Annotated in this window: 22 protein-coding genes; 6 read left to right on the top strand and 16 right to left on the bottom strand. The window is 71.2% G+C overall.

Going from position 1 to position 16679, the window contains the following annotated elements; genetic code table 11:
• Positions 1 to 69: 69 nt before the first annotated feature.
• The 13 genes from VKN16_13665 to VKN16_13605 all read right to left on the bottom strand — a co-directional run bounded on the left by VKN16_13665 (position 70) and on the right by VKN16_13605 (position 8915).
• Positions 70 to 435, bottom strand: a complete 366-nt coding sequence (locus VKN16_13665) for a VOC family protein (protein ID HME95249.1) — start codon at positions 433 to 435, stop codon at positions 70 to 72.
• A 13-nt stretch (positions 436 to 448) separates the two neighbouring features.
• Complete coding sequence (locus VKN16_13660; protein HME95248.1) at positions 449 to 739, bottom strand: DUF3303 family protein; 291 nt, start codon at positions 737 to 739, stop codon at positions 449 to 451.
• Between the two features lie 49 nt (positions 740 to 788).
• The gene (locus tag VKN16_13655) at positions 789 to 1562 is read right to left on the bottom strand and encodes a carbon-nitrogen hydrolase family protein (protein ID HME95247.1); all 774 of its coding nucleotides are present in this window, start codon (positions 1560 to 1562) and stop codon (positions 789 to 791) included.
• A 51-nt stretch (positions 1563 to 1613) separates the two neighbouring features.
• Entirely contained in the window at positions 1614 to 2303 is a 690-nt protein-coding gene (locus VKN16_13650; GenBank protein HME95246.1) for an ankyrin repeat domain-containing protein, read from the bottom strand.
• On the bottom strand, positions 2300 to 2920 hold the full coding sequence (locus VKN16_13645; GenBank protein HME95245.1) for a DUF1349 domain-containing protein: 621 nt from the start codon (positions 2918 to 2920) through the stop codon (positions 2300 to 2302). The genes VKN16_13650 and VKN16_13645 overlap by 4 nt, the downstream gene beginning before the upstream one ends.
• Positions 2917 to 3510, bottom strand: a complete 594-nt coding sequence (locus tag VKN16_13640; protein HME95244.1) for a uridine kinase — start codon at positions 3508 to 3510, stop codon at positions 2917 to 2919. The genes VKN16_13645 and VKN16_13640 overlap by 4 nt, the downstream gene beginning before the upstream one ends.
• 78 nt (positions 3511 to 3588) lie before the next feature.
• Positions 3589 to 3930 carry a hypothetical protein gene (locus VKN16_13635; GenBank protein HME95243.1) on the bottom strand — a complete coding sequence of 114 codons (342 nt, stop codon included), beginning with the start codon at positions 3928 to 3930 and terminating at the stop codon, positions 3589 to 3591.
• Between the two features lie 24 nt (positions 3931 to 3954).
• On the bottom strand, positions 3955 to 4245 hold the full coding sequence (locus VKN16_13630; GenBank protein HME95242.1) for a DUF2277 domain-containing protein: 291 nt from the start codon (positions 4243 to 4245) through the stop codon (positions 3955 to 3957).
• A gap of 32 nt (positions 4246 to 4277) precedes the next feature.
• A complete protein-coding gene (locus tag VKN16_13625) occupies positions 4278 to 5078 on the bottom strand; it encodes an alpha/beta fold hydrolase (GenBank protein ID HME95241.1) in 801 nt (266 codons plus the stop codon).
• A gap of 7 nt (positions 5079 to 5085) precedes the next feature.
• Positions 5086 to 5589, bottom strand: coding sequence for a cupin domain-containing protein (locus tag VKN16_13620; GenBank protein HME95240.1), 504 nt, complete (start codon positions 5587 to 5589; stop codon positions 5086 to 5088).
• 154 nt (positions 5590 to 5743) lie between these two features.
• Positions 5744 to 7333: a D-aminoacylase gene (locus tag VKN16_13615; protein HME95239.1), complete on the bottom strand. Its 1590-nt coding sequence runs from the start codon at positions 7331 to 7333 to the stop codon at positions 5744 to 5746.
• 3 nt (positions 7334 to 7336) lie between these two features.
• Complete coding sequence (locus VKN16_13610; GenBank protein ID HME95238.1) at positions 7337 to 8428, bottom strand: alpha-hydroxy acid oxidase; 1092 nt, start codon at positions 8426 to 8428, stop codon at positions 7337 to 7339.
• A 25-nt stretch (positions 8429 to 8453) separates the two neighbouring features.
• A complete protein-coding gene (locus VKN16_13605; GenBank protein ID HME95237.1) occupies positions 8454 to 8915 on the bottom strand; it encodes a hypothetical protein in 462 nt (153 codons plus the stop codon).
• A gap of 86 nt (positions 8916 to 9001) precedes the next feature.
• Here VKN16_13605 and VKN16_13600 point away from each other — a divergent pair, with 86 nt between their 5' ends.
• Together VKN16_13600 and VKN16_13595 are read left to right on the top strand one after the other, a co-directional pair.
• Positions 9002 to 9904, top strand: coding sequence for an ABC transporter ATP-binding protein (locus VKN16_13600; GenBank protein HME95236.1), 903 nt, complete (start codon positions 9002 to 9004; stop codon positions 9902 to 9904).
• Positions 9901 to 10704, top strand: a complete 804-nt coding sequence (locus VKN16_13595; protein ID HME95235.1) for an ABC transporter permease — start codon at positions 9901 to 9903, stop codon at positions 10702 to 10704. Before VKN16_13600 ends, VKN16_13595 begins: the two co-directional genes overlap by 4 nt.
• A 4-nt stretch (positions 10705 to 10708) precedes the next feature.
• On the opposite strand, the gene VKN16_13590 is transcribed toward VKN16_13595, so the two are convergent.
• Both VKN16_13590 and VKN16_13585 read right to left on the bottom strand, forming a co-directional pair.
• Complete coding sequence (locus VKN16_13590) at positions 10709 to 11761, bottom strand: hypothetical protein (protein HME95234.1); 1053 nt, start codon at positions 11759 to 11761, stop codon at positions 10709 to 10711.
• 9 nt (positions 11762 to 11770) lie between these two features.
• A complete protein-coding gene (locus VKN16_13585; protein ID HME95233.1) occupies positions 11771 to 12097 on the bottom strand; it encodes a hypothetical protein in 327 nt (108 codons plus the stop codon).
• A gap of 154 nt (positions 12098 to 12251) precedes the next feature.
• Here VKN16_13585 and VKN16_13580 point away from each other — a divergent pair, with 154 nt between their 5' ends.
• On the top strand, positions 12252 to 12791 hold the full coding sequence (locus tag VKN16_13580; GenBank protein HME95232.1) for a hypothetical protein: 540 nt from the start codon (positions 12252 to 12254) through the stop codon (positions 12789 to 12791).
• Positions 12791 to 13363, top strand: a complete 573-nt coding sequence (locus VKN16_13575) for a thiamine pyrophosphate-dependent enzyme (GenBank protein HME95231.1) — start codon at positions 12791 to 12793, stop codon at positions 13361 to 13363. Before VKN16_13580 ends, VKN16_13575 begins: the two co-directional genes overlap by 1 nt.
• An 88-nt stretch (positions 13364 to 13451) precedes the next feature.
• Here VKN16_13575 and VKN16_13570 read toward each other — a convergent pair whose 3' ends face one another.
• The gene (locus VKN16_13570) at positions 13452 to 13910 is read right to left on the bottom strand and encodes a MaoC family dehydratase (GenBank protein ID HME95230.1); all 459 of its coding nucleotides are present in this window, start codon (positions 13908 to 13910) and stop codon (positions 13452 to 13454) included.
• A gap of 71 nt (positions 13911 to 13981) precedes the next feature.
• On the opposite strand from VKN16_13570, the gene VKN16_13565 reads away from it, so the two are divergent.
• The gene (locus VKN16_13565) at positions 13982 to 15121 is read left to right on the top strand and encodes a CoA transferase (protein ID HME95229.1); all 1140 of its coding nucleotides are present in this window, start codon (positions 13982 to 13984) and stop codon (positions 15119 to 15121) included.
• A 266-nt stretch (positions 15122 to 15387) separates the two neighbouring features.
• Positions 15388 to 16389 (top strand): ABC transporter substrate-binding protein, encoded by a 1002-nt coding sequence (locus VKN16_13560; protein HME95228.1) that lies wholly within the window; start codon positions 15388 to 15390, stop codon positions 16387 to 16389.
• Positions 16390 to 16679 lie beyond the last annotated feature (290 nt).

Genomic DNA, 16679 nt, shown 5'->3' with positions numbered 1-16679 from the left:
GCACGATCTCGGCCACGAAGTCGTCCTTGCCCGCGGTGTAGGCCTCGCGGCCGTCGTGCGAGACCGACGTCAGGGCCGCGGCTCCATCAGCTCGAGGCGGTTGCCGAAGGGGTCGTTGACGTACACGCGCTGGTAGCCGGCCAGCGGCTCGTCGTCGAGGACCGCGTGGCCGGCCGCCCGCAGGCGCTCGACGAGGGCGTCGAGCCCGCTGACCAGGAGGCCCGCGTGCGCCTTCCGGGCCGGGCGGAAGTCGCGGTCCACGCCCAGATGGATCTTGAGCGTCCCGCGCTCGAACCAGGCCCCGCCCCGCGCGGCGAGCGCCGGCGGCTTCGGGATCTCGGGGATCCCGAGCAAATCGCCGTAGAAGGCGCGGGCCTCGGCCTCGCCCCCGGCCGGCATCGCGATCTGCACGTGGTCGACGCCGACCACCGGCATCAGCGGGCCGCCCTCACGTGGAGTCCGCGGCGGACAGGCGGTCCGCGAGGCTGCGCGCGGTCTCGGCCGAGGTGCGCACCGGGATGATCTCGAAGTGGCAGAGATCGGCCCACGCTTTCGTCCACGTGTCGAAGAGCGAGCGGTCCTCGGTGCGCATCAGCTGGAAGCAGCGGACGTAGTCGAGGTCGACCCAGCTGTCCACGTACTCGAGGCCGGGCGGCAGCTGGCGGCCCAGGTCGCGCGCCCGCCGGTAGATGTCGGGCGCCGCGCCGGCGTTGAAGTACTCGATCACCATGTAGAGCATCACTCGTCTCCCGGGCGGCCGTCCCGCACCATGCCCGTGCTTGGCTTCATCACAGATCGATTCGCCGGCAAGACTCGCCGGCCAGGCGGTGGGCCTCGGCGTCCCAGTCGATCACGAAGATGGCCGAGCGCTCCGAGCGCAGCGACAGGAGCTTCCGCCCGCCCGCGACGACCACGCTCTCCGCCGCGGCGAAGCTCATGGTCTGGTCGGGGCCGGTGCGGTTGCAGACCACGAGCGGCAGGCCGGTGTCGAGCGTGCAGTGCTCCCACTCCCCGTTGGGACCGTGCATCCCGGGTGCCCACGCGGCGGAGGAGACGAGCAGCCGCGCTCCCTGGGCCGCGAGGCTCTTGGCGATCCAGGGCGAGCAGGCGTCGGCGCAGACCAGCACGCCCACGCGTCCCAGCGGCGCCGCCTCGATCGCGGCCACCTCGTCGCCCGGCGTCGACCAGGCCTCGGAGCCGACGCGCAGCGTGTTGATCTTCCGGTGGGTGCCGAGGATCGCGCCGTCGGGCCCGATCACGAAGACCGAGTTGTGCAGCGCGCCGGTCCGCGCGTCGCGCTCCGGATGGGAGAGGAACACGGTCACGCCGAGGTCGGCCACGCGGCGGCGGAAGCCGGCCATCCACGGATCCGGCTGCTCGCGGATCCACTCGGTGCCGATCCGGTCCGCGAACGTGAAGCCGCTCACGCAGAACTCGGGGGTGATGATGCACTGCGCGCCGTCGCCCGCGGCGGCGACCAGCGCGGTCTCGACGAGTCGCCGGTTGTGCGCGACATCCCCCGGAATCGGCGCGAGATGGAGCAGGGCGACCCGCAAGATCACCCGCCTACCTTCCCATCCCGGCCCGCTCTCGACAAGGCGGACGCCCCGCGCTCAGCGCCCGCCCGCCTGCTGGAGCAGGCGGATCATGGATCCGTAGCCGCGCGCGCGGGCCAGCGCGAGCGGGGTCTGACCGCTCCGGTCCGCCAGGTTCGGGTTCGCCCCCGCCTCGACCAGCGCCCGCAGGGTGTCGGTGTGGCGAGGGCCGCCGTCGCCGAGCACGATCGACTCGATCAGCGCAGTCCAGCCCAGGTTGTTGACGTGATCGAGCGGGGCGCCGGCGCGGATGAGGGTGCGCACGACCTCGGCGTGGCCCAGATGCGCGGCCGCGATCAGGGCGGTCCCGTCGTAGCGGCTGGTCACGTTCTTCGCGCTCGTCCCGAGGGCCAGGGCCGCCTCGAGCGTCGGCGCGTCGTTGGCCACCGCCGCGATCGTGACGATGTCGTACCGGTCGTGCTCGAGCGCGTTGGGATTCGCGCCGGCCGCGACCAGCGCGCGCATCGCCTCCTGATGGCGGTGGTAGGCGGCCACGTGCAGCGGCGTCCGCTGGTAGCCGTCGCGGACGTCGGGGCTCGCGCCGCCCGCGGTCAGCGCGCGGATCTCCGCCGCGTCGCCCCGCGCGGCCGCGGCGAGCAGGCCGGTGTAGCGCGACTGCTCGCCCGGCGAGGGCGGCACCTGGGCGGTGGCGGTGGCGACCGCGCTCGCGATGAGAAGGACCGCGAGCCCGACGGAGCGCCCGCTCATCGCGCGCGCCCCGGCGTGATGGTCAGGTGGGTGAACTCCGCCACGAAGCCGGCGCCCTTCGGGCTGCACGCGTACGCTCCCGCGGCGACCGGCGCGCCCTCGCGATCCTCCAGCAGCCGCGCCATGCGGATCTGCTCCCACGCCCGGCCGTCGCGAGACGCGTCGACGAGGTAGTCCGTTCCCTCGCGTCGCACGCGCAGCCAGACCGCGCGGTCCGACGCGGGGAACGACTGGGTGGACCAGTCGGAATAGCCCTGATTGGTGACCACGACCCCCAGCCGGCCCGGCTCCCCCGGCTCGTGCTCGACCGACGTCTTGAGCCAGCAGGCCGCCGACACCCGGATCATCAGCCCGGCCTGGTCGTACCGGTGCACCGGCTGGAAGCGCACGCCAGTCGAGAGCACGAGATCGCCGGCCATGTCGAGATGGAGGAAGTGCCCGTTGTCGGCCGCGAAGCCGTAGTGCGTCTTCTGCCAGAAATCGGTGGCGGCCTCCGGCGCCACGCGAAGCACGCCGGCCTCCGCGTCGATCGACCAGACGCGCGGCGCCCCGTGCCGACGGAGCCGGTCCGGGACGGCCAGGAAGCTCACGGCCGGCGCGGAAGGCGGAGCGGTCATGGCTTCTCCGAGAGAATGCGCGGCGCGGCCGGGTCGTCGTAGTCGACGACCAGCGTGGCGTGACGCTCCGGGTCGCATGCCCGGAGATAGAGCCGCTGGCCCTCCACGTACCGGCGGTTCGCCGGGGCGAGCGGATCGGGCGATCCCTCGCCGCGCTGCGCCCCGCGTGGGATCGAGACCTCGAACCGCACGGCCAGGAAGACCGAGAAGTCCCAGTACTCCCGCAGCTCCGGCCGGTGGAGGAAGATGCCGTCGACGATCAGGACAGAGCCGGCGGGTGCCTGCTGCTCGGGGGCGTCCACGTGGCGGTCCGCGCGGGCGTCGAACACCGCGGTACGATAGCGCAGGCTACCGCCCGGGCTCAGCGGATCGAGCAGGCGGCGCCGCAACGCGAGGTAGTCGTAGGAGTCGCGAAAGAAGCCCTCCGGCGATTCCCGGCCGAGCCGATAGCGGACCGCGCGCGGGTGGTGGAAGCCGTCCACCGAGGCCCGGATCACCGCGATCCCCGCGGCTTCGAGCGCATCGGCCAGCGTGTCGGCCAGCGTGGTCTTGCCCGCGCCGTCGACGCCGTCGATGCCGACACGGAGCACGTCCGGGCCCCGTCGGCGGACGATCTCGCGCGCGAGCCGGTCGAGCAGGGTCGGGCAGTCCGGCGCGCCCGTGCGCGATCACTCCACCACGCGATCCGCTCGCGCGAGGATCGCGGCGGGGATCGTCAGGCCCAGCGCCCGGGCGGTCTTGAGATGGACGACGAGCTCCGCCGCGAGCGACGCGAGCCGGTCGGCTGCCCCATCGGCGAACCGGGCCTCGATCGTGAAATGCTGACCTTCGACCCAGCCGAGCTCGCGGAGTCCCTGGCGGAACGCGGCCAGATTCGAGTCGTCGGCCTCGGCGGACAGCGGAGACAGGCGCCCGATTCGCGCCGGCTTCGTCGGCTGGGCACGACCGCGGGCGGGGGCGGCGAGGCCGCCGATGGCGATTCCCGCGAGCAGGCGGCGTCTCGTGATCACGGGCGCGGCACGCTCGGCGTCACGTCAGCTCGGGGCGTTCGGGTCCGACGGGCGGAAGCGGAGAGCGGTGCGGGCGCGCGCCTTCGAGGCCTCGACGGTGCGGTCGCGGGGCGGCGCGCTCGTCACGAGCGAATCGAGCAAGGCGCGCGCGATGTGCGTGACGTCGTCGACCGCCCGGTTGAACACCGGCTCATTGGCCCGCGAGGGCTTCGTGAAGCCGCTCAGCTTGCGGACGAACTGCAGGGCGGAGGCGCGGATCTCCTCGTCGGTCGCCGGCGGTCTGAAGTTGTGCAGGGTCTTGATGTTGCGGCACATGGTGACCTCGAATCCTCGGTGATGAGCCGCCTTCATCGGGCGGCGTGGGCGCGCAGGAAACCCCCGACCGCCGCGTTGTACTCCTCGGGCTGCAAGGCGGGAGCGAAGTGACCGCCGGTCGGCAGCACCACGAGCTTCGCCCCGGGGATCCGGGACGCCAGCTCCTCCGAGTAGAACGGCGGGGTCAGCGCGTCGTCGCCGGCCACGACCACCAGGGTGGGGCAGCGGATCTCACCCAGCCGCGCGCGCCGGTCGAAGCGCACGATGGCGTCGATCCGGCTGGCCAGCACCTCGGCGGGCGGGGCCGCGGCGCGCAGGCGCGCGATCTCCTCCTCGAGGGCGGCGTCGTGCTCGCTGACCCACTTCGGCGGGCGCAGCATGACCACCGAGGCGCGCCAGTAGCTCTCGAAGCCGCGGTGGAGCAGCAGCTCCTTGCGTGTCTCGAAGCAGCGGCGGAAGTAGGCGTCGGGGCCGGGCCACGTGGCGCTGAGCACGAGGCTCAGCAGCCGATCCGGATGATCCTGGGCGATGGTCTGGCCGATCGCGCCGCCGGTGGAGTGGCCGACGTAGTGGGCGCGCTCGACCCCGAGCCGGTCCATGAGCGTCAGGGTGTCGGCCGCCATCTGGTCCACCGAGTACCGGATGCGCGAGTGGGTGCTCTGCCCCGCGCCGCGATGATCGTGCACGATCACCCGGAAGTCATGGGAGAAGTCGCGCACCTGCGGGGCCCAGAACGCGCCCTGGCCGCCGAGGCCGGGCACCAGCATGAGCGCCGGGCCGCGGCCCTGCTCCTCGTAATAGATCTGGGCGTCGCCGATCGAGACGTGGGGCATGCGACGGCTACTGCGTGTCGTTCATGCCCATGCGCCGCTCGATCGCGATCACGTCGGTGGGGCGCTCGAACGGGGTGGGCGCGGGCTGCCCGGCCTCCCGCGGCCGGCCGATGGCCTTGAAGAAATCTTCGAGGCCGGGCGGGGTGATCACCCAGAGCATGACCAGGTCCTCGTCGGGGCTCTCGTTGATCAGCTCGTGCTTGACGTCGTAGCCGAGGAAGCAGGAGGTGCCCGGCACCAGCGGATGGCTCACCCCGTCCACCACCGCGCGCCCGCGGCCGCGGAAGCAGATCTGCAGCTCGACCTGGTCGCCGTGCGAGTGCTCGCGCACGCGGCCGCCCGGGGCGATGGACTGAAAGCCCATGGCGTGGCCCGCGAAGCCGGTGCGGGCCGGATAGAGCTTCGGGTCGGCGTGGCCGTTGGCGGGCACGGGCTGCCAGTACGAGGGGCCGTCCTGCGGCTGCATCACCACCGCGCGCCCGCGCACGGTATCGGTCTGGCTCTGGCTCATGTCGCTCCTCCTGGGTCGGGACGTAGGCCGTCAGTGTAACCCGGCCCGGGGTCAGGCCCGGGGTCAGGTCTTACATTGCGACATTTTCGTCGGGTGCCACGATGTCGCCTCGAGAGGCCAAAATGTCGCAATGTAAGACCTGACCCCATCTGCTTCACGCCGGGCGCAGCACGCGGCCCGGCAAAGCACCGGTGTGCTCGCCGCCGGCGATGACCACGCGGCCGTTGACGATCACGTCGCCGATGCCGGCGGCGTAGCGGTGCGGGTCCTCGTAGGTCGCGCGGTCGGCCACCGTCGCGGGATCGAACACCACCACGTCGGCCCTGGCCCCCGCCGCGAGCACTCCGCGGTCTCGCAGGCCGAGCCGCCGCGCGGGCAGGCCGGTCATCTTCCACACCGCGGTCTCGAGCGAGAGCACGCGCTCGTCGCGCGCGTAGCGGCCGAGCACCCGCGGGAAGGTGCCGTAGCTGCGCGGATGCGGCTTGCCGCTGGCGAGCGGACCCTGCGCCGCGAGGGCGGAGCCGTCCGAGCCCACCATGACGTGCGGATGCACGAGCGCGCGCCGCAGGTCGGCCTCGTCGAGCTGGAACAGGATCATGTAGCCCTTGCCCTGCTCGGAGACGATCAGCTCGATGGCGGCGTCGAGCGGGTCGTCCCGCCGCGCGGCCGCGATCTCGGCGATGCGCCGGCCCTGCGCCTCTGGGCGTGACGGCGAGTAGGCCACCATGATGTCGGCCCAGTCGAGCCCGCGCAGCAGCGTCTCGGCGCCGCCGGTCAGCTCGCGGCGGATGCGGTCGCGGGCTCCGGGATCGGCGAGGCGCTTCAGCATCGCGTCGATGCCGCCCTCGAGCGCCCAGTCCGGCAGGAGCGTGCGCAGCGTGGTGCTGGAGGCGGTGTAGGGGTAGACGTCGCCCAGCACGTCGAGCCCTTCGCGCCGCGCGTCGTCGACGAGGGCCAGCGCGTCGGCCACCTTGCCCCAGTTGGGCCGTCCCGCCGCCTTCACGTGGCTCACCTGCACGGGCAGGCCGCCCTCGCGTCCCACCCGGATCGCCTCGGCCACCGCGTCGAGCAGGGTCGCGCCCTCGCCGCGGATGTAGCTGGCGTAGAACCCACGCCGTCCGCCCGCCCGGCGCGCGACGCCGATGATCTCCTCGGTGGCCGCGTAGGAGCCGGGCGCGTAGATGAGGCCGGTGGCGAGGCCGTAGGCGCCGTCGGCCATCGCCTCGTCCATCATGCGCTCCATGTGCGCCTGCTCGGTCGCCGTCGGCGGCCGGCGCGCGAAGCCCATGGCGGCGAGGCGGAGCGTGCCGTGGCCGATCAGCTGCGCGACGTTGAGCGCGACGCCCTCGCTCTCGTAGCGCGCGAGGTATTCGCCGACCGTGTGCCAGGAGAAGTCCATGCCCGCGGGCAGGTAGAGGGCGAAGCCCCGCATCTCGTCGCGGAATTGATCCGAGACCGGGGCCGGCGAGAAGCCGCAGTTGCCGACCACCTCGGTGGTCACGCCCTGGCGGATCTTGGACTCGGCGCGCCGGTTGTCCCAGAGCCGCCAGTCCGAGTGCGAGTGCATGTCGATGAAGCCGGGCGCCACCGTGCGGCCGCTCGCATCGATGGTGCGGCCGGCCGGCTCGCGGGAGAGATCGCCCACCGCGGTGATGGCGTCGCCGATCACCCCCACGTCGCCGGGGCGCGCGGGCGCGCCGGTGCCGTCGATGAGCCGGCCGCCCGTGATCTTCAGGTCGAGCACGGGCTAGTAGCGCCGGTCGTCGAGGTCGAGCAGCGGGAACGCGCTGGTGACGTGCGGGATCGTGACCGGCGTGGCCGGATGCAGGTAGGACGGCTCGAGCATGTCGAGGCTGTGGACGCCGAGCAGCCCCAGGCAGATGCGGATCTCGTCCTCCAGCAGCTCGAGCGCGCGCACGAGGCCCTCCTCGCCGGCCGCGGCCAGCCCGAGGCAGGAGAGACGCCCGAGCCCGACCACCTGCGCGCCCAGCGCGATGGCCTTGACCACGTCGGTGCCGCGCATGAAGCCGCCGTCCACGATGACGGTGGAGCGGCCGGCCACCGCCTTCACCACCTCGGGCAGCACCTCGATCGAGCCGCGGCCGTGGTCGAGCTGACGCCCGCCGTGGTTGGAGACGTAGACGCCGTCGACGCCCAGGTCGCAGGCGATCAGGGCGTCCTCCGCGGTGGCGATGCCCTTCAAGACGAGCGGGAGATCGTGCCGGTCCTTGAAGCGCTTGACCTGGTCCCACGAGAGCGCGGCCTGGAAGTCCTGCCCGGTGGCGCGCACCCGCCACGGCTTGACGAAGCGCCGGGCCAGGTCGCGCTCGCGCCGGCTGTACATCGCGGTGTCGACGGTCATGCAGAAGACCGCGTAGCCGTGATCCTTCGCGCGCTTGACGTGGTCGTCCACGAAGGCGTCGTCGCCGCGCACGTAGAGCTGGAAGATGCGGAAATTGTCGGCGGCGGCCGCGGTGGCCTCGAGCCCGGGGTTGCATGCCGAGCTGAGCATCTGGGGCACCCCGAAGGCGGCGGAGGCCTTCGCCGCGGTGGCGCCGCCGCCCGGGGTGAAGGACTCGATGGAGCCGATCGGGGCCAGCATCACCGGAATACGCAGCCGCCGCTTGAACAAGCTGGTGCCCGTGTCGATGCGCGAGACGTCGCGGAGCACGCGCGGGCGGAAGGCGAGGCTGTCGATGCCGAGACGGTTGCGGCGCAGGGTGGTCTCGGTCTCGGTGCCGCCCACCAGGTAGTCCCACGGGCCGGGGGCCAGGTTCATGCGGGCGGCGCGGACGATCTCGTGCAGCGTCTGGAACCTGTCTTCGAGTCCGGAGGTCATGGGCGCTCCCGATCTGGACGGAGGGTCAGGCGTGACGGTGCGCCTCGGGCAGGCCGAAGCGCTCGGCGGTGGTGCGCTCGGTGTCGAACTCGATCAGCACCGCCGGGTTCTTGCCGACCACCCACGCGTCGTGGCCGGGCTCGATCACGATCGCGCGTGGGGCGGCGACGTCGAAGGAGCAGCCGTCCGCGTACTGGCCGCGCACGCGGCCCCGGGCCAGGAACCCCACGTGCGCGTGCATGCACAGGGGCGAGTTCACGATGTGCTTCAGGTGCACCGACCAGCGGAAGCCGGGCGGGTAGCACACGCGCTTGACTCGGCCGTTGGCCGCCGGCGCGGTATCGATGACCACGCCGCCGATCTCCCGGCGCTCGGCGCCGCGCATCGGAGCGAGCAGCGGATCGCGCGAGGCCCGCGCGGCGGCGCGCGGACGCCGGGACGCGGGGCGCTTGGAGCGGGCCGGTTTCCGCGAGCGCTTCGTCTTCATGGCGGGCTCCTCCTGGCACGGGCTCGGACGACCGAGACACTGACCCCCGGCGTCGGACTTGTCAAGCCCGGTACAATCGGGAGGCCATGTCGGCGCTGCTCGATGCGCGCGGTCTGGTCAAGCACCTCGGCGGCCGACGCGTGGTCGACAGGGTGGACCTCGTCTGCGAGACGCGGCAGATCGTGGGTCTGCTGGGGCCGAACGGCGCGGGCAAGACCACGACTCTCCGCATGCTCTACGGGTTCCTGCGTCCCGACGACGGTCGGATCCTGGTGGACGGCGTCGAGCTGGGCCGCGACCTGGTGCGGGCCAAGCGCTCGATCGGCGTGTGCACGCAGGACGACACGTTCGACGGCGACTTCACCGTCGAGCAGAACCTGACGGTGGCCGCCGGCTACTTTCGCCCCCGGCCGTCCGGTCTCGCCGGGCGCGTCGCCGAGCTGCTGGAGCGGTTCGACCTGGCCGGCTACGCGCGCCAGAAGCCGGAGACGCTGTCCGGCGGCTACCGGCGCCGCCTCATGATCGCCCGCGCCCTCGTGCACCGCCCGCGCCTGCTCTTCCTCGACGAGCCGACCACCGGCCTCGATCCGCAGGCGCGCATGGGGGTGTGGGATCTCGTCGACGGCCTGCGGGCCGAGGGCCTCGGCGTCATCCTCACCACGCACTACATGGACGAGGCGGAGCGGCTCAGCGACGCGCTCACCGTGCTGGCCCACGGCCGGGTGGTGGCGCGCGGAAGCGCCAAGGGCGTGCTGGGCGACCTGGTCGGCGAGCACGTGGTGGTGGTGGCCGCGACGAACCGCGACGCGATCGCGGTGTGGCTCGGCGCGCACGGCCGCGGCGAGCCGGCGAGCGTGCTGGGCGCCCTGCACGTGCCGGTCTCGGGCGAGGAGCTGGCCGAGTTCGCGCGCGCCTTCCCGTCGCTGCGCTACGAGGTGCGCGTGCCCACGCTCGACGACCTCTTCCTCAAGCTCTCGCTCTCCCCGTGAGCTGGCTGGTCGCCGCGGTGGAGTGGCAGAGCCGTGCGGTGGTCTCCCGCCACCTGCGCGTCTACCTGCGCAACTGGCACACCGCGTTCCTGCCGCCCGCGCTCGAGCCGGTGACCATGCTGGTGGCGTTCGGCGTCGGGCTCGGCGGCTACGTGGCGAGCCTGACCTGGCAGGGCCGCCCGATCGAGTACATGACCTACATCGCGCCCGGCCTGCTCGCCTACGCCACGTTCATGACCGCGGTCTTCCAGTCGCTGTTCGCCGCCTTCATCCGCATGCGCTATCAGCGCACGTGGGAGGGACAGCTCACCACCCAGGTGGAGCTGCGGCACGTGGTCTGGGGCGAGGTGCTGTGGGCCGGCCTGCTCGCCACCATGTACGTGGTGATCGTGGCCGCGGTGCTGGCCGGCTTCGACCTGACCGGCCTGCTCCACATGCGGGTGGGGCGTCTGCCGCTGCTGCTGCCGCTCGTGTTCGTGGCCGGGTGCGGGTTCGCCGCGCTCGGGCTCTGCTTCACCGCGCTGATGCCGACGATCGACCACATGAATCTGCCCGTGTTCCTGCTCGTGCTGCCGATGGGGCTGCTGTCGTCGACCTACTTCCCGCTCGAGCATCCGGTGCTGGTCGCGCTCAACGCAGTCAATCCGCTCTACCATCTGGCCCAGTGCTTCCGGGGGATCCTCATCGGCGGCCCGGTGCTCGGCCACCTGGGCGCGGTGGTCGGGCTGTCGGTGCTGCTGCTGGCCACGCTGGTGCCGCTCAACCTGCGCCTGCTCCGTCGCCGCGTGCTGGGCGACTAGGGCCCTACGGGCTCTCCACCCGCACCGGCGGCGCCGGCCGCACGAACGCGGCGCGAATGCGGTCGAAGCGCTTGAGGATCTCGCCGCGGAGCTGGCGGCGGCCGATCAGCTTCTTCATGTCGGCGCCGAGGCCGGTGACCTGCTCGGTGGCGACACGATTGCTCGACAGGATCACCACTCCGTCCTCGTAGGGCACCGCCACGCAGAGGATCTGGCTCGCGTCGTAGGTGTGGCCGACGTAGATCTGCCGCTCCACGTAGAGGGCCCGGGCGCCGGTCACGTCGGTCAGGTGATGGATGACGATCGGGTCGGGGCGGCTCTGGACCTGGCGCCTCACCCAGTAGAAGTGGCTGGTCGCGGTGGGACTCTGATCGGCCGGAAACACAAGCAGCTCGGCGCCGAGCCGCGGGGCCACCGACGTGGCGATGCGGGCATCGTCCGCGGCGGCTCGCAGGAGTGCGGCCGGATCGGCGCTGCCGCCGCGGCGCGCGTAGGGGGCGACGCCCTCGAGCCCGCGCGCGCGGAAGGCCTGCGCGCGCTGCAGCAGGACGACGCGCCACTGGCTCGCCGCCGCCTCGAGGACCGAGCCGCGATCTCCCGGGCGCACGCGGGCGCGCGCGGCGTGGAACGCCTCGATCTCGGCAGTGGACAGGTTGAAGCGGGGGCCCGGCGACGCCTCCAGCACCTCCTGGGCTTCGCCGATCTCGCCGCCCCCGAGGGTGAAGCCGCGCAGCGCGAGGGGCGTGGCGTCGGCGGGAATCGGCCCGGAGGCGGTGATGCTGGAATCGCGCAGCACCAGGTCGGGACTGGTCAGCATCTCGGCGACGCGGGCGAGGGCCACCGGCAGGTACATGGCGACGCCGGCGCCCAGCTGCACGTCGGTCGTCTCGGGCACCGCGTAGATGACGGTCTCGCCGGCCAGCAGCCGGCGGCGCTGGTCCGGGCTGAGCCGTCGGATGTCGAGGGTCTGGCCTTCGTCGGCGTCGGCGGCCAGGGAGACGGCCGGGATGACCAGCAGGCCGGCGAGCAGGGCCGCCCCGCCGAGTCGAGCGAGCATGCCGCTATCTTAGGTGACTTCGTCCGGAATATGGATGAGGCGACGCAGCCACGAGCCCGGGATCCGGGCGAGCAGGCTCCGGATCTTGCGCCGCGTGCTCTCGGCGAGGCGGCGCTCGAGGCGGTTCACCGCGCGACGGACCCGCTCGCTGGCCAGACCGAGGAACACGAGCCCGATCGCGTAGAACGGCAGGCCGGTGACCACCGGGATCAGCCAGCCGACCACGCCGGCCGCGAAGCACAGCACGGCGGCGGCCAGGAAGAGGATCCGGAGCCAGAGGGGGTGGCGCCGATCCGGCTCCCGGAACAGATCGGGGAGCGTGCGATGAGCAGTCATGATTGCGGCGTCCGATCGAGAGTGGCTCGAATTCAGCGTACCACGCGAGTCACGACGCGGCGGGCCGGGACGCAGCGCTTTCGCGCGGCGGCGTCCTGTGGCAGACTCTCCGCCTGTCCGGCGGCTCAGCCGCTCAATCCAGGAGGAGGTCGCGATGCCCGAGTCGGTTCCGTCGTCGCTCATCATCGACGCGTTCAAGGAGATCTTCCAGGCGGAGCGCCGGGGCAACGCCCGGCAGGATCCGCTCGGCTGGATCATCAGCGTCCCGGACACGCACCAGAAGACGGTGCTCGCCGCGCTCGACAAGGAGCGCAGCCTGCGGGTCATCACCTGCTCGACCGAGGACGACGCCAACGCGGTGGCGGCGGGGCTGTACATGACCGGCGAGCCGGTGATCGTGATGATCCAGCACGCCGGCCTCTACGCGAGCGTGAACACCATCCGCGGCATCTCGATGGACGGCAAGGTGCCGATCTTCTACATGATCGGCCTGCTCCAGCGCGAGAAGGACCGCGATCCGAAGGATTCGCGCCACTCCATGGTCCGCTTCGCCGAGCCGCTGCTCGACGTCTTCGGCATCCCCCACGCGCGGATGGAGGGCCCCGACGACGTCAAGCTGATCCCCGAGTACTACCGGAAGAGCCGCGAGCGGAGCGGGCCCGCCGCGGTGCTGGTCGGGCTGGAGACCGCGTGATGATGAAGCCGGAGGAGGTGCTCGCGGCGATCGCGGCGGCGCGCGGCGGCGCCATCTGCGTCCCCACCATGACCACCGGGCCGGCGTGGCGCAAGCTCGCCCCCGGCGATCTCTCGGTCGGGTGCGTGGGCTTCATGGGCGGCGCCGCCGCCATGGGCCTCGGGCTGGCCCTGGGCGCGCCCGATCGGCGGGTGATCGTCTTCGACGGCGACGGCTCGCTGCTGATGCAGCTGGGCTCGCTCGCCACCATCGCGGGCGCGGCCCCGCGCAACTTCACGCACCTGCTGTTCAAGAACGGGGTGTACCACACCTCGGGCTCGCAGGAGACGCCGGGCGGGCCGGGGGTGGACTTCGCGGCGATGGCGAAGGCGGCGGGCTACCGCAACGCTTACACGATCACCAGCCTCGACGAATTCACGAAACGGCTGCCCGGCTTCCTTGGCGAGGACGGCCCGATCATGGTGCAGCTCATCACCGGTCTCGCCGAGAGCACGCCGATGACCGCGGGGCCGAGCACCCCGTTCCACCAGCAGGTCGCCGACCTCCGCGCCAGGATTACCGGCGCGCGATAGCCGCGCGATCGAGCGCCGGCTTCGCCGGCACAATCTCTTTCGAAGGGAGAGGTTCGGAGGGGGCCTCGACGGCCCCCTCCGAATGCTACTACGCGTACACGATGCTCAGCGTCTCCGCGACCATCGCCGGCCGCGCGTTGCCCTCGACCTCCATGGTCATCTCGCTGGTGACGCGGAAGCCGTTGTCCTCCACCGGCTCCACCTTCACCAGCTTTTGCTTCAGCCGGATGCGCGCGCCCGCGGGCACCGGCGCGGTGAACCGGATCCGGTTCGACCCGTAGTTCAGCCCGCGCCGCCGCTTCTCGACGGACATGAGGGTGGGCGCCAGCCGGGGGAGGAGCGATAGCGTCAGGTAGCCGTGGGCGATGGTCTTGCCGCCGGGCAGCTCCTTCTTGGCCCGCTCCACGTCCACGTGGATCCACTGGTGATCGCCGGTGGCGTCGGCGAACTTGTCGATCATCTCCTGCGTGACGGTGAGCCACTCGGACGGGCCAAGCTCCTTGCCCACGTGCTGCAGCAAGTCCTGCGGCTTCTCGACCTTGAGCATGACGTTCCTCCCTCGGGTATGATCGGCGGGCGCCATTATCACCCAGCCCGCGTCCCGGAGGAAAGCAGCCGATGAGCTACGACGCGCCGTTCGCCGGACTCAAGGTGGTGGACCTGAGCCAGGGCATCGCGGGGCCGTACTCGGCCATGCTGCTCGCGCAGTACGGCGCCGATGTCATCAAGGTCGAGCCGCCCGAGGGCGACTGGTCCCGCGGCCTTGGCAAGCGCTACGGCGACCTGACCGCCTTCGCCATAGCGGCGAACCTCGGCAAGCGCTCGATCGTGCTCGATCTGAAGGCCGAGGAGGACCGCGGCATCCTCCGCCGCCTCGTGTCCGCCGCGGACGTGTTCCTCGAATCGTTTCGTCCCGGGGTCGCGGCGCGGCTGGGCGTCGGCTATCCGGACGTCGAGGCGATCAATCCGCGCATCATCTATCTCTCCGTGTCGGGCTTCGGGCAGACCGGCCCCGACGCGGAGCGGCCCGCGGTGGACACCGTGTTCCAGGCCTACACCGGGCTCATGTCGATGAACCGCGGCCCCGACGGCATCCCGCATCGCGTGCCGGTGATCGTGATGGACATGGCCACCGCGCTCGCCGGCTTCCAGGCGATGGCGGTGGCCCTCTACGCGCGGCGCGACGAGCCGCGCGGCCGCTACATCGAGTCGAGCCTGCTGCGCGGGGGCGCGACGATCCAGACCGTGTCGATGATCCAGCACCGCCTGGAAGGCGGTAAGCCGCAGCCCGGCCTCACCCCGTCCGGCACCTTCCGGGCCAGCGACGGGTGGATCAACCTGACGATCCTGCGCGACGTCGACTTCCCGGTGCTCTGCGACGCGCTGGAAATTCCCGCCGCCAAGGGCGACCCCCGCTTCGCCACCAACGACCTGCGCTTCGCCAACGTGGCCGCCCTCAACGCGCTACTCGAGCCCGCCTTCGCCCGCCGCCCCGTGGCCGATCTCTCCGCGCGGCTGCGGGCCGCGCGGCTCATGCACCAGCGCGTGAACACCTACCTCGAGTTCCTCGACGACCCTCACGTGAAAGCCACCGGCGCGGTGACCTGGATCGAGCAGCCGGGCATCGGCCGCGTGCCCGTGCCGAGCGTGCCCGGCCTGCCGCCGCTTTCCGCGGGCACCCCGCGCGCGATCGCGCCCTCGCTCGACCAGCACCGCAAGGAGATCCTGGCCGAGCTGGGATTGGGCTCGGTGGGGTAGCCCGGATGCGCCGGCACGGAATCGTGGGCCGGGAGGCAGATTTCGAGAAGTATACCGGTCTATGTAGCAGTGAGAGCCCGAGAGCGGTGATACCAAACTCCGCGTTGAACAGGTCAAGTCCCGCCGGAGCGCCCGGCGACTCCGCCGAGTTAGACTGACCAGCCCGCAATGTTCGTTCGCTATCCAGATCTGGATACTTCACGTTCGCAGGCCGACCAGGCTAATGGAGGCCACGCGCGAATCGTGCGCTCCGATCTGAGAGGAACATGAGGATGCCGATTCGGTCCAAAGTCCATTTGTTTATCATCGCCGGTGCGATCCTTACCAGTTCGCTCGTTGCCGAGGCTCAGTCGGGTAAGGTGCCGAGGATCGGTGTACTTCTGTATGCGGCCGAGCCGAAGCCCGGACAAACCAGCCAGGTTCTCGAAGCCTTCCGCAGAGGGCTACGCGATCTCGGGTACGTCGAGGGACGGAACATAATCCTGGAATACCGCTGGGCCGGCGGGAGCAATCAACGGGCCGCCGAGCTTGCTGCCGACCTCGTGCGCCTGGACGTGGCGCTGATCATGTCCGCTGGCACTCCGGCTACCCAGGTGGCCAAGGCTGCGACTACCACGATCCCCATCGTCATGACTGCTGTCGGCGATCCCATTGGGAGTGGCATCGTGACAAGCTTGGCTCGACCGGACGGCAATGTTACAGGGCTTAGCCTTCTCGATACGGATCTGGATGGTAAGCGGATTGAGCTACTGAAAGAGGCGGTTCCGGGGCTCACGCGCATTGCCATGCTGTGGAGTCCGAACGACCCCGGCATGAGTCTCGCCTTCGGCCGCGTCGAGGTTGCGAGCCGTACGCTTCGACTTGTCCTCCTAAGCTTGGCCGTTCGGGATCCGGCCGAGGTCCCGGGGACCCTTCAGGCCGCCGAGACGGGGCGAGCCCAGGCACTCATTGTGACGGCTCAGCCCTTCACGATCCGTCATCAGACCGAGATTCTGAACGTCGCTACCAAGCTGCGGCTTCCGGCGATGTACACTGACAGACGCTTCGTGGACGCCGGGGGACTGATGGCGTACGGGCCGAGCCTGGTCGACGTATATCGCCGCGCGGCGATGTATGCGGATCGGATCCTCAAGGGCGCCAAGCCGGCGGACTTACCCGTTGAGCAACCGACGAAGTTTGAGTTCGTCATCAACCGCAGAACCGCCGAAACCCTTGGGCTCGCGATCCCGCCAGCTCTGATCGCGCGAGCGGACCAGGTAATTGAATGATCCCCGGAGAGTTCGGCCTTCGAACTACCTGCTCCAGCGGACCACGGCTCGCGTTGCTCGCCTTTGGCCGCTGAGCATTGCGTTAGAACGACACAGAGGCCAGATAGTGGAGCCGGGACTCATCGGTGGGCTAGTTGGCACGGTGCTGGGGGTGTTGGGCGGTGCCGTCGGGACCTATTTCAGTATCAAGAATACCTCTGGGCCGCGCGAACACACTTTCATGATTCGGGTGGCGGTTGTGGCGTGGGTCGCGGTATCTGCGTTCGTGCTGGGCCTGCTGATGTTGCCGA

Source organism: Candidatus Methylomirabilota bacterium, from assembly GCA_035315345.1.
Taxonomy (GTDB): domain Bacteria; phylum Methylomirabilota; class Methylomirabilia; order Rokubacteriales; family CSP1-6; genus CAMLFJ01.
Note: the sequence above shows the minus strand (reverse complement) of the source record. Positions and strands in the feature narration are given on the sequence as shown.

Excerpts from the sequence above, each read along its gene's own strand:
- VKN16_13665 (HME95249.1), bottom strand. The coding sequence starts at position 435 with ATGCCGGTGGTCGGCGTCGACCACGTGCAGATCGCGATGCCGGCCGGG.
- VKN16_13660 (HME95248.1), bottom strand. The coding sequence starts at position 739 with ATGCTCTACATGGTGATCGAGTACTTCAACGCCGGCGCGGCGCCCGAC.
- VKN16_13650 (HME95246.1), bottom strand. The coding sequence starts at position 2,303 with ATGAGCGGGCGCTCCGTCGGGCTCGCGGTCCTTCTCATCGCGAGCGCG.
- VKN16_13645 (HME95245.1), bottom strand. The coding sequence starts at position 2,920 with ATGACCGCTCCGCCTTCCGCGCCGGCCGTGAGCTTCCTGGCCGTCCCG.
- VKN16_13630 (HME95242.1), bottom strand. The coding sequence starts at position 4,245 with ATGTGCCGCAACATCAAGACCCTGCACAACTTCAGACCGCCGGCGACC.
- VKN16_13625 (HME95241.1), bottom strand. The coding sequence starts at position 5,078 with ATGCCCCACGTCTCGATCGGCGACGCCCAGATCTATTACGAGGAGCAG.
- VKN16_13620 (HME95240.1), bottom strand. The coding sequence starts at position 5,589 with ATGAGCCAGAGCCAGACCGATACCGTGCGCGGGCGCGCGGTGGTGATG.
- VKN16_13610 (HME95238.1), bottom strand. The coding sequence starts at position 8,428 with ATGACCTCCGGACTCGAAGACAGGTTCCAGACGCTGCACGAGATCGTC.
- VKN16_13605 (HME95237.1), bottom strand. The coding sequence starts at position 8,915 with ATGAAGACGAAGCGCTCGCGGAAACCGGCCCGCTCCAAGCGCCCCGCG.
- VKN16_13600 (HME95236.1), top strand. The coding sequence starts at position 9,002 with ATGTCGGCGCTGCTCGATGCGCGCGGTCTGGTCAAGCACCTCGGCGGC.
- VKN16_13590 (HME95234.1), bottom strand. The coding sequence starts at position 11,761 with ATGCTCGCTCGACTCGGCGGGGCGGCCCTGCTCGCCGGCCTGCTGGTC.
- VKN16_13585 (HME95233.1), bottom strand. The coding sequence starts at position 12,097 with ATGACTGCTCATCGCACGCTCCCCGATCTGTTCCGGGAGCCGGATCGG.
- VKN16_13580 (HME95232.1), top strand. The coding sequence starts at position 12,252 with ATGCCCGAGTCGGTTCCGTCGTCGCTCATCATCGACGCGTTCAAGGAG.
- VKN16_13575 (HME95231.1), top strand. The coding sequence starts at position 12,791 with ATGATGAAGCCGGAGGAGGTGCTCGCGGCGATCGCGGCGGCGCGCGGC.
- VKN16_13570 (HME95230.1), bottom strand. The coding sequence starts at position 13,910 with ATGCTCAAGGTCGAGAAGCCGCAGGACTTGCTGCAGCACGTGGGCAAG.
- VKN16_13565 (HME95229.1), top strand. The coding sequence starts at position 13,982 with ATGAGCTACGACGCGCCGTTCGCCGGACTCAAGGTGGTGGACCTGAGC.
- VKN16_13560 (HME95228.1), top strand. The coding sequence starts at position 15,388 with ATGAGGATGCCGATTCGGTCCAAAGTCCATTTGTTTATCATCGCCGGT.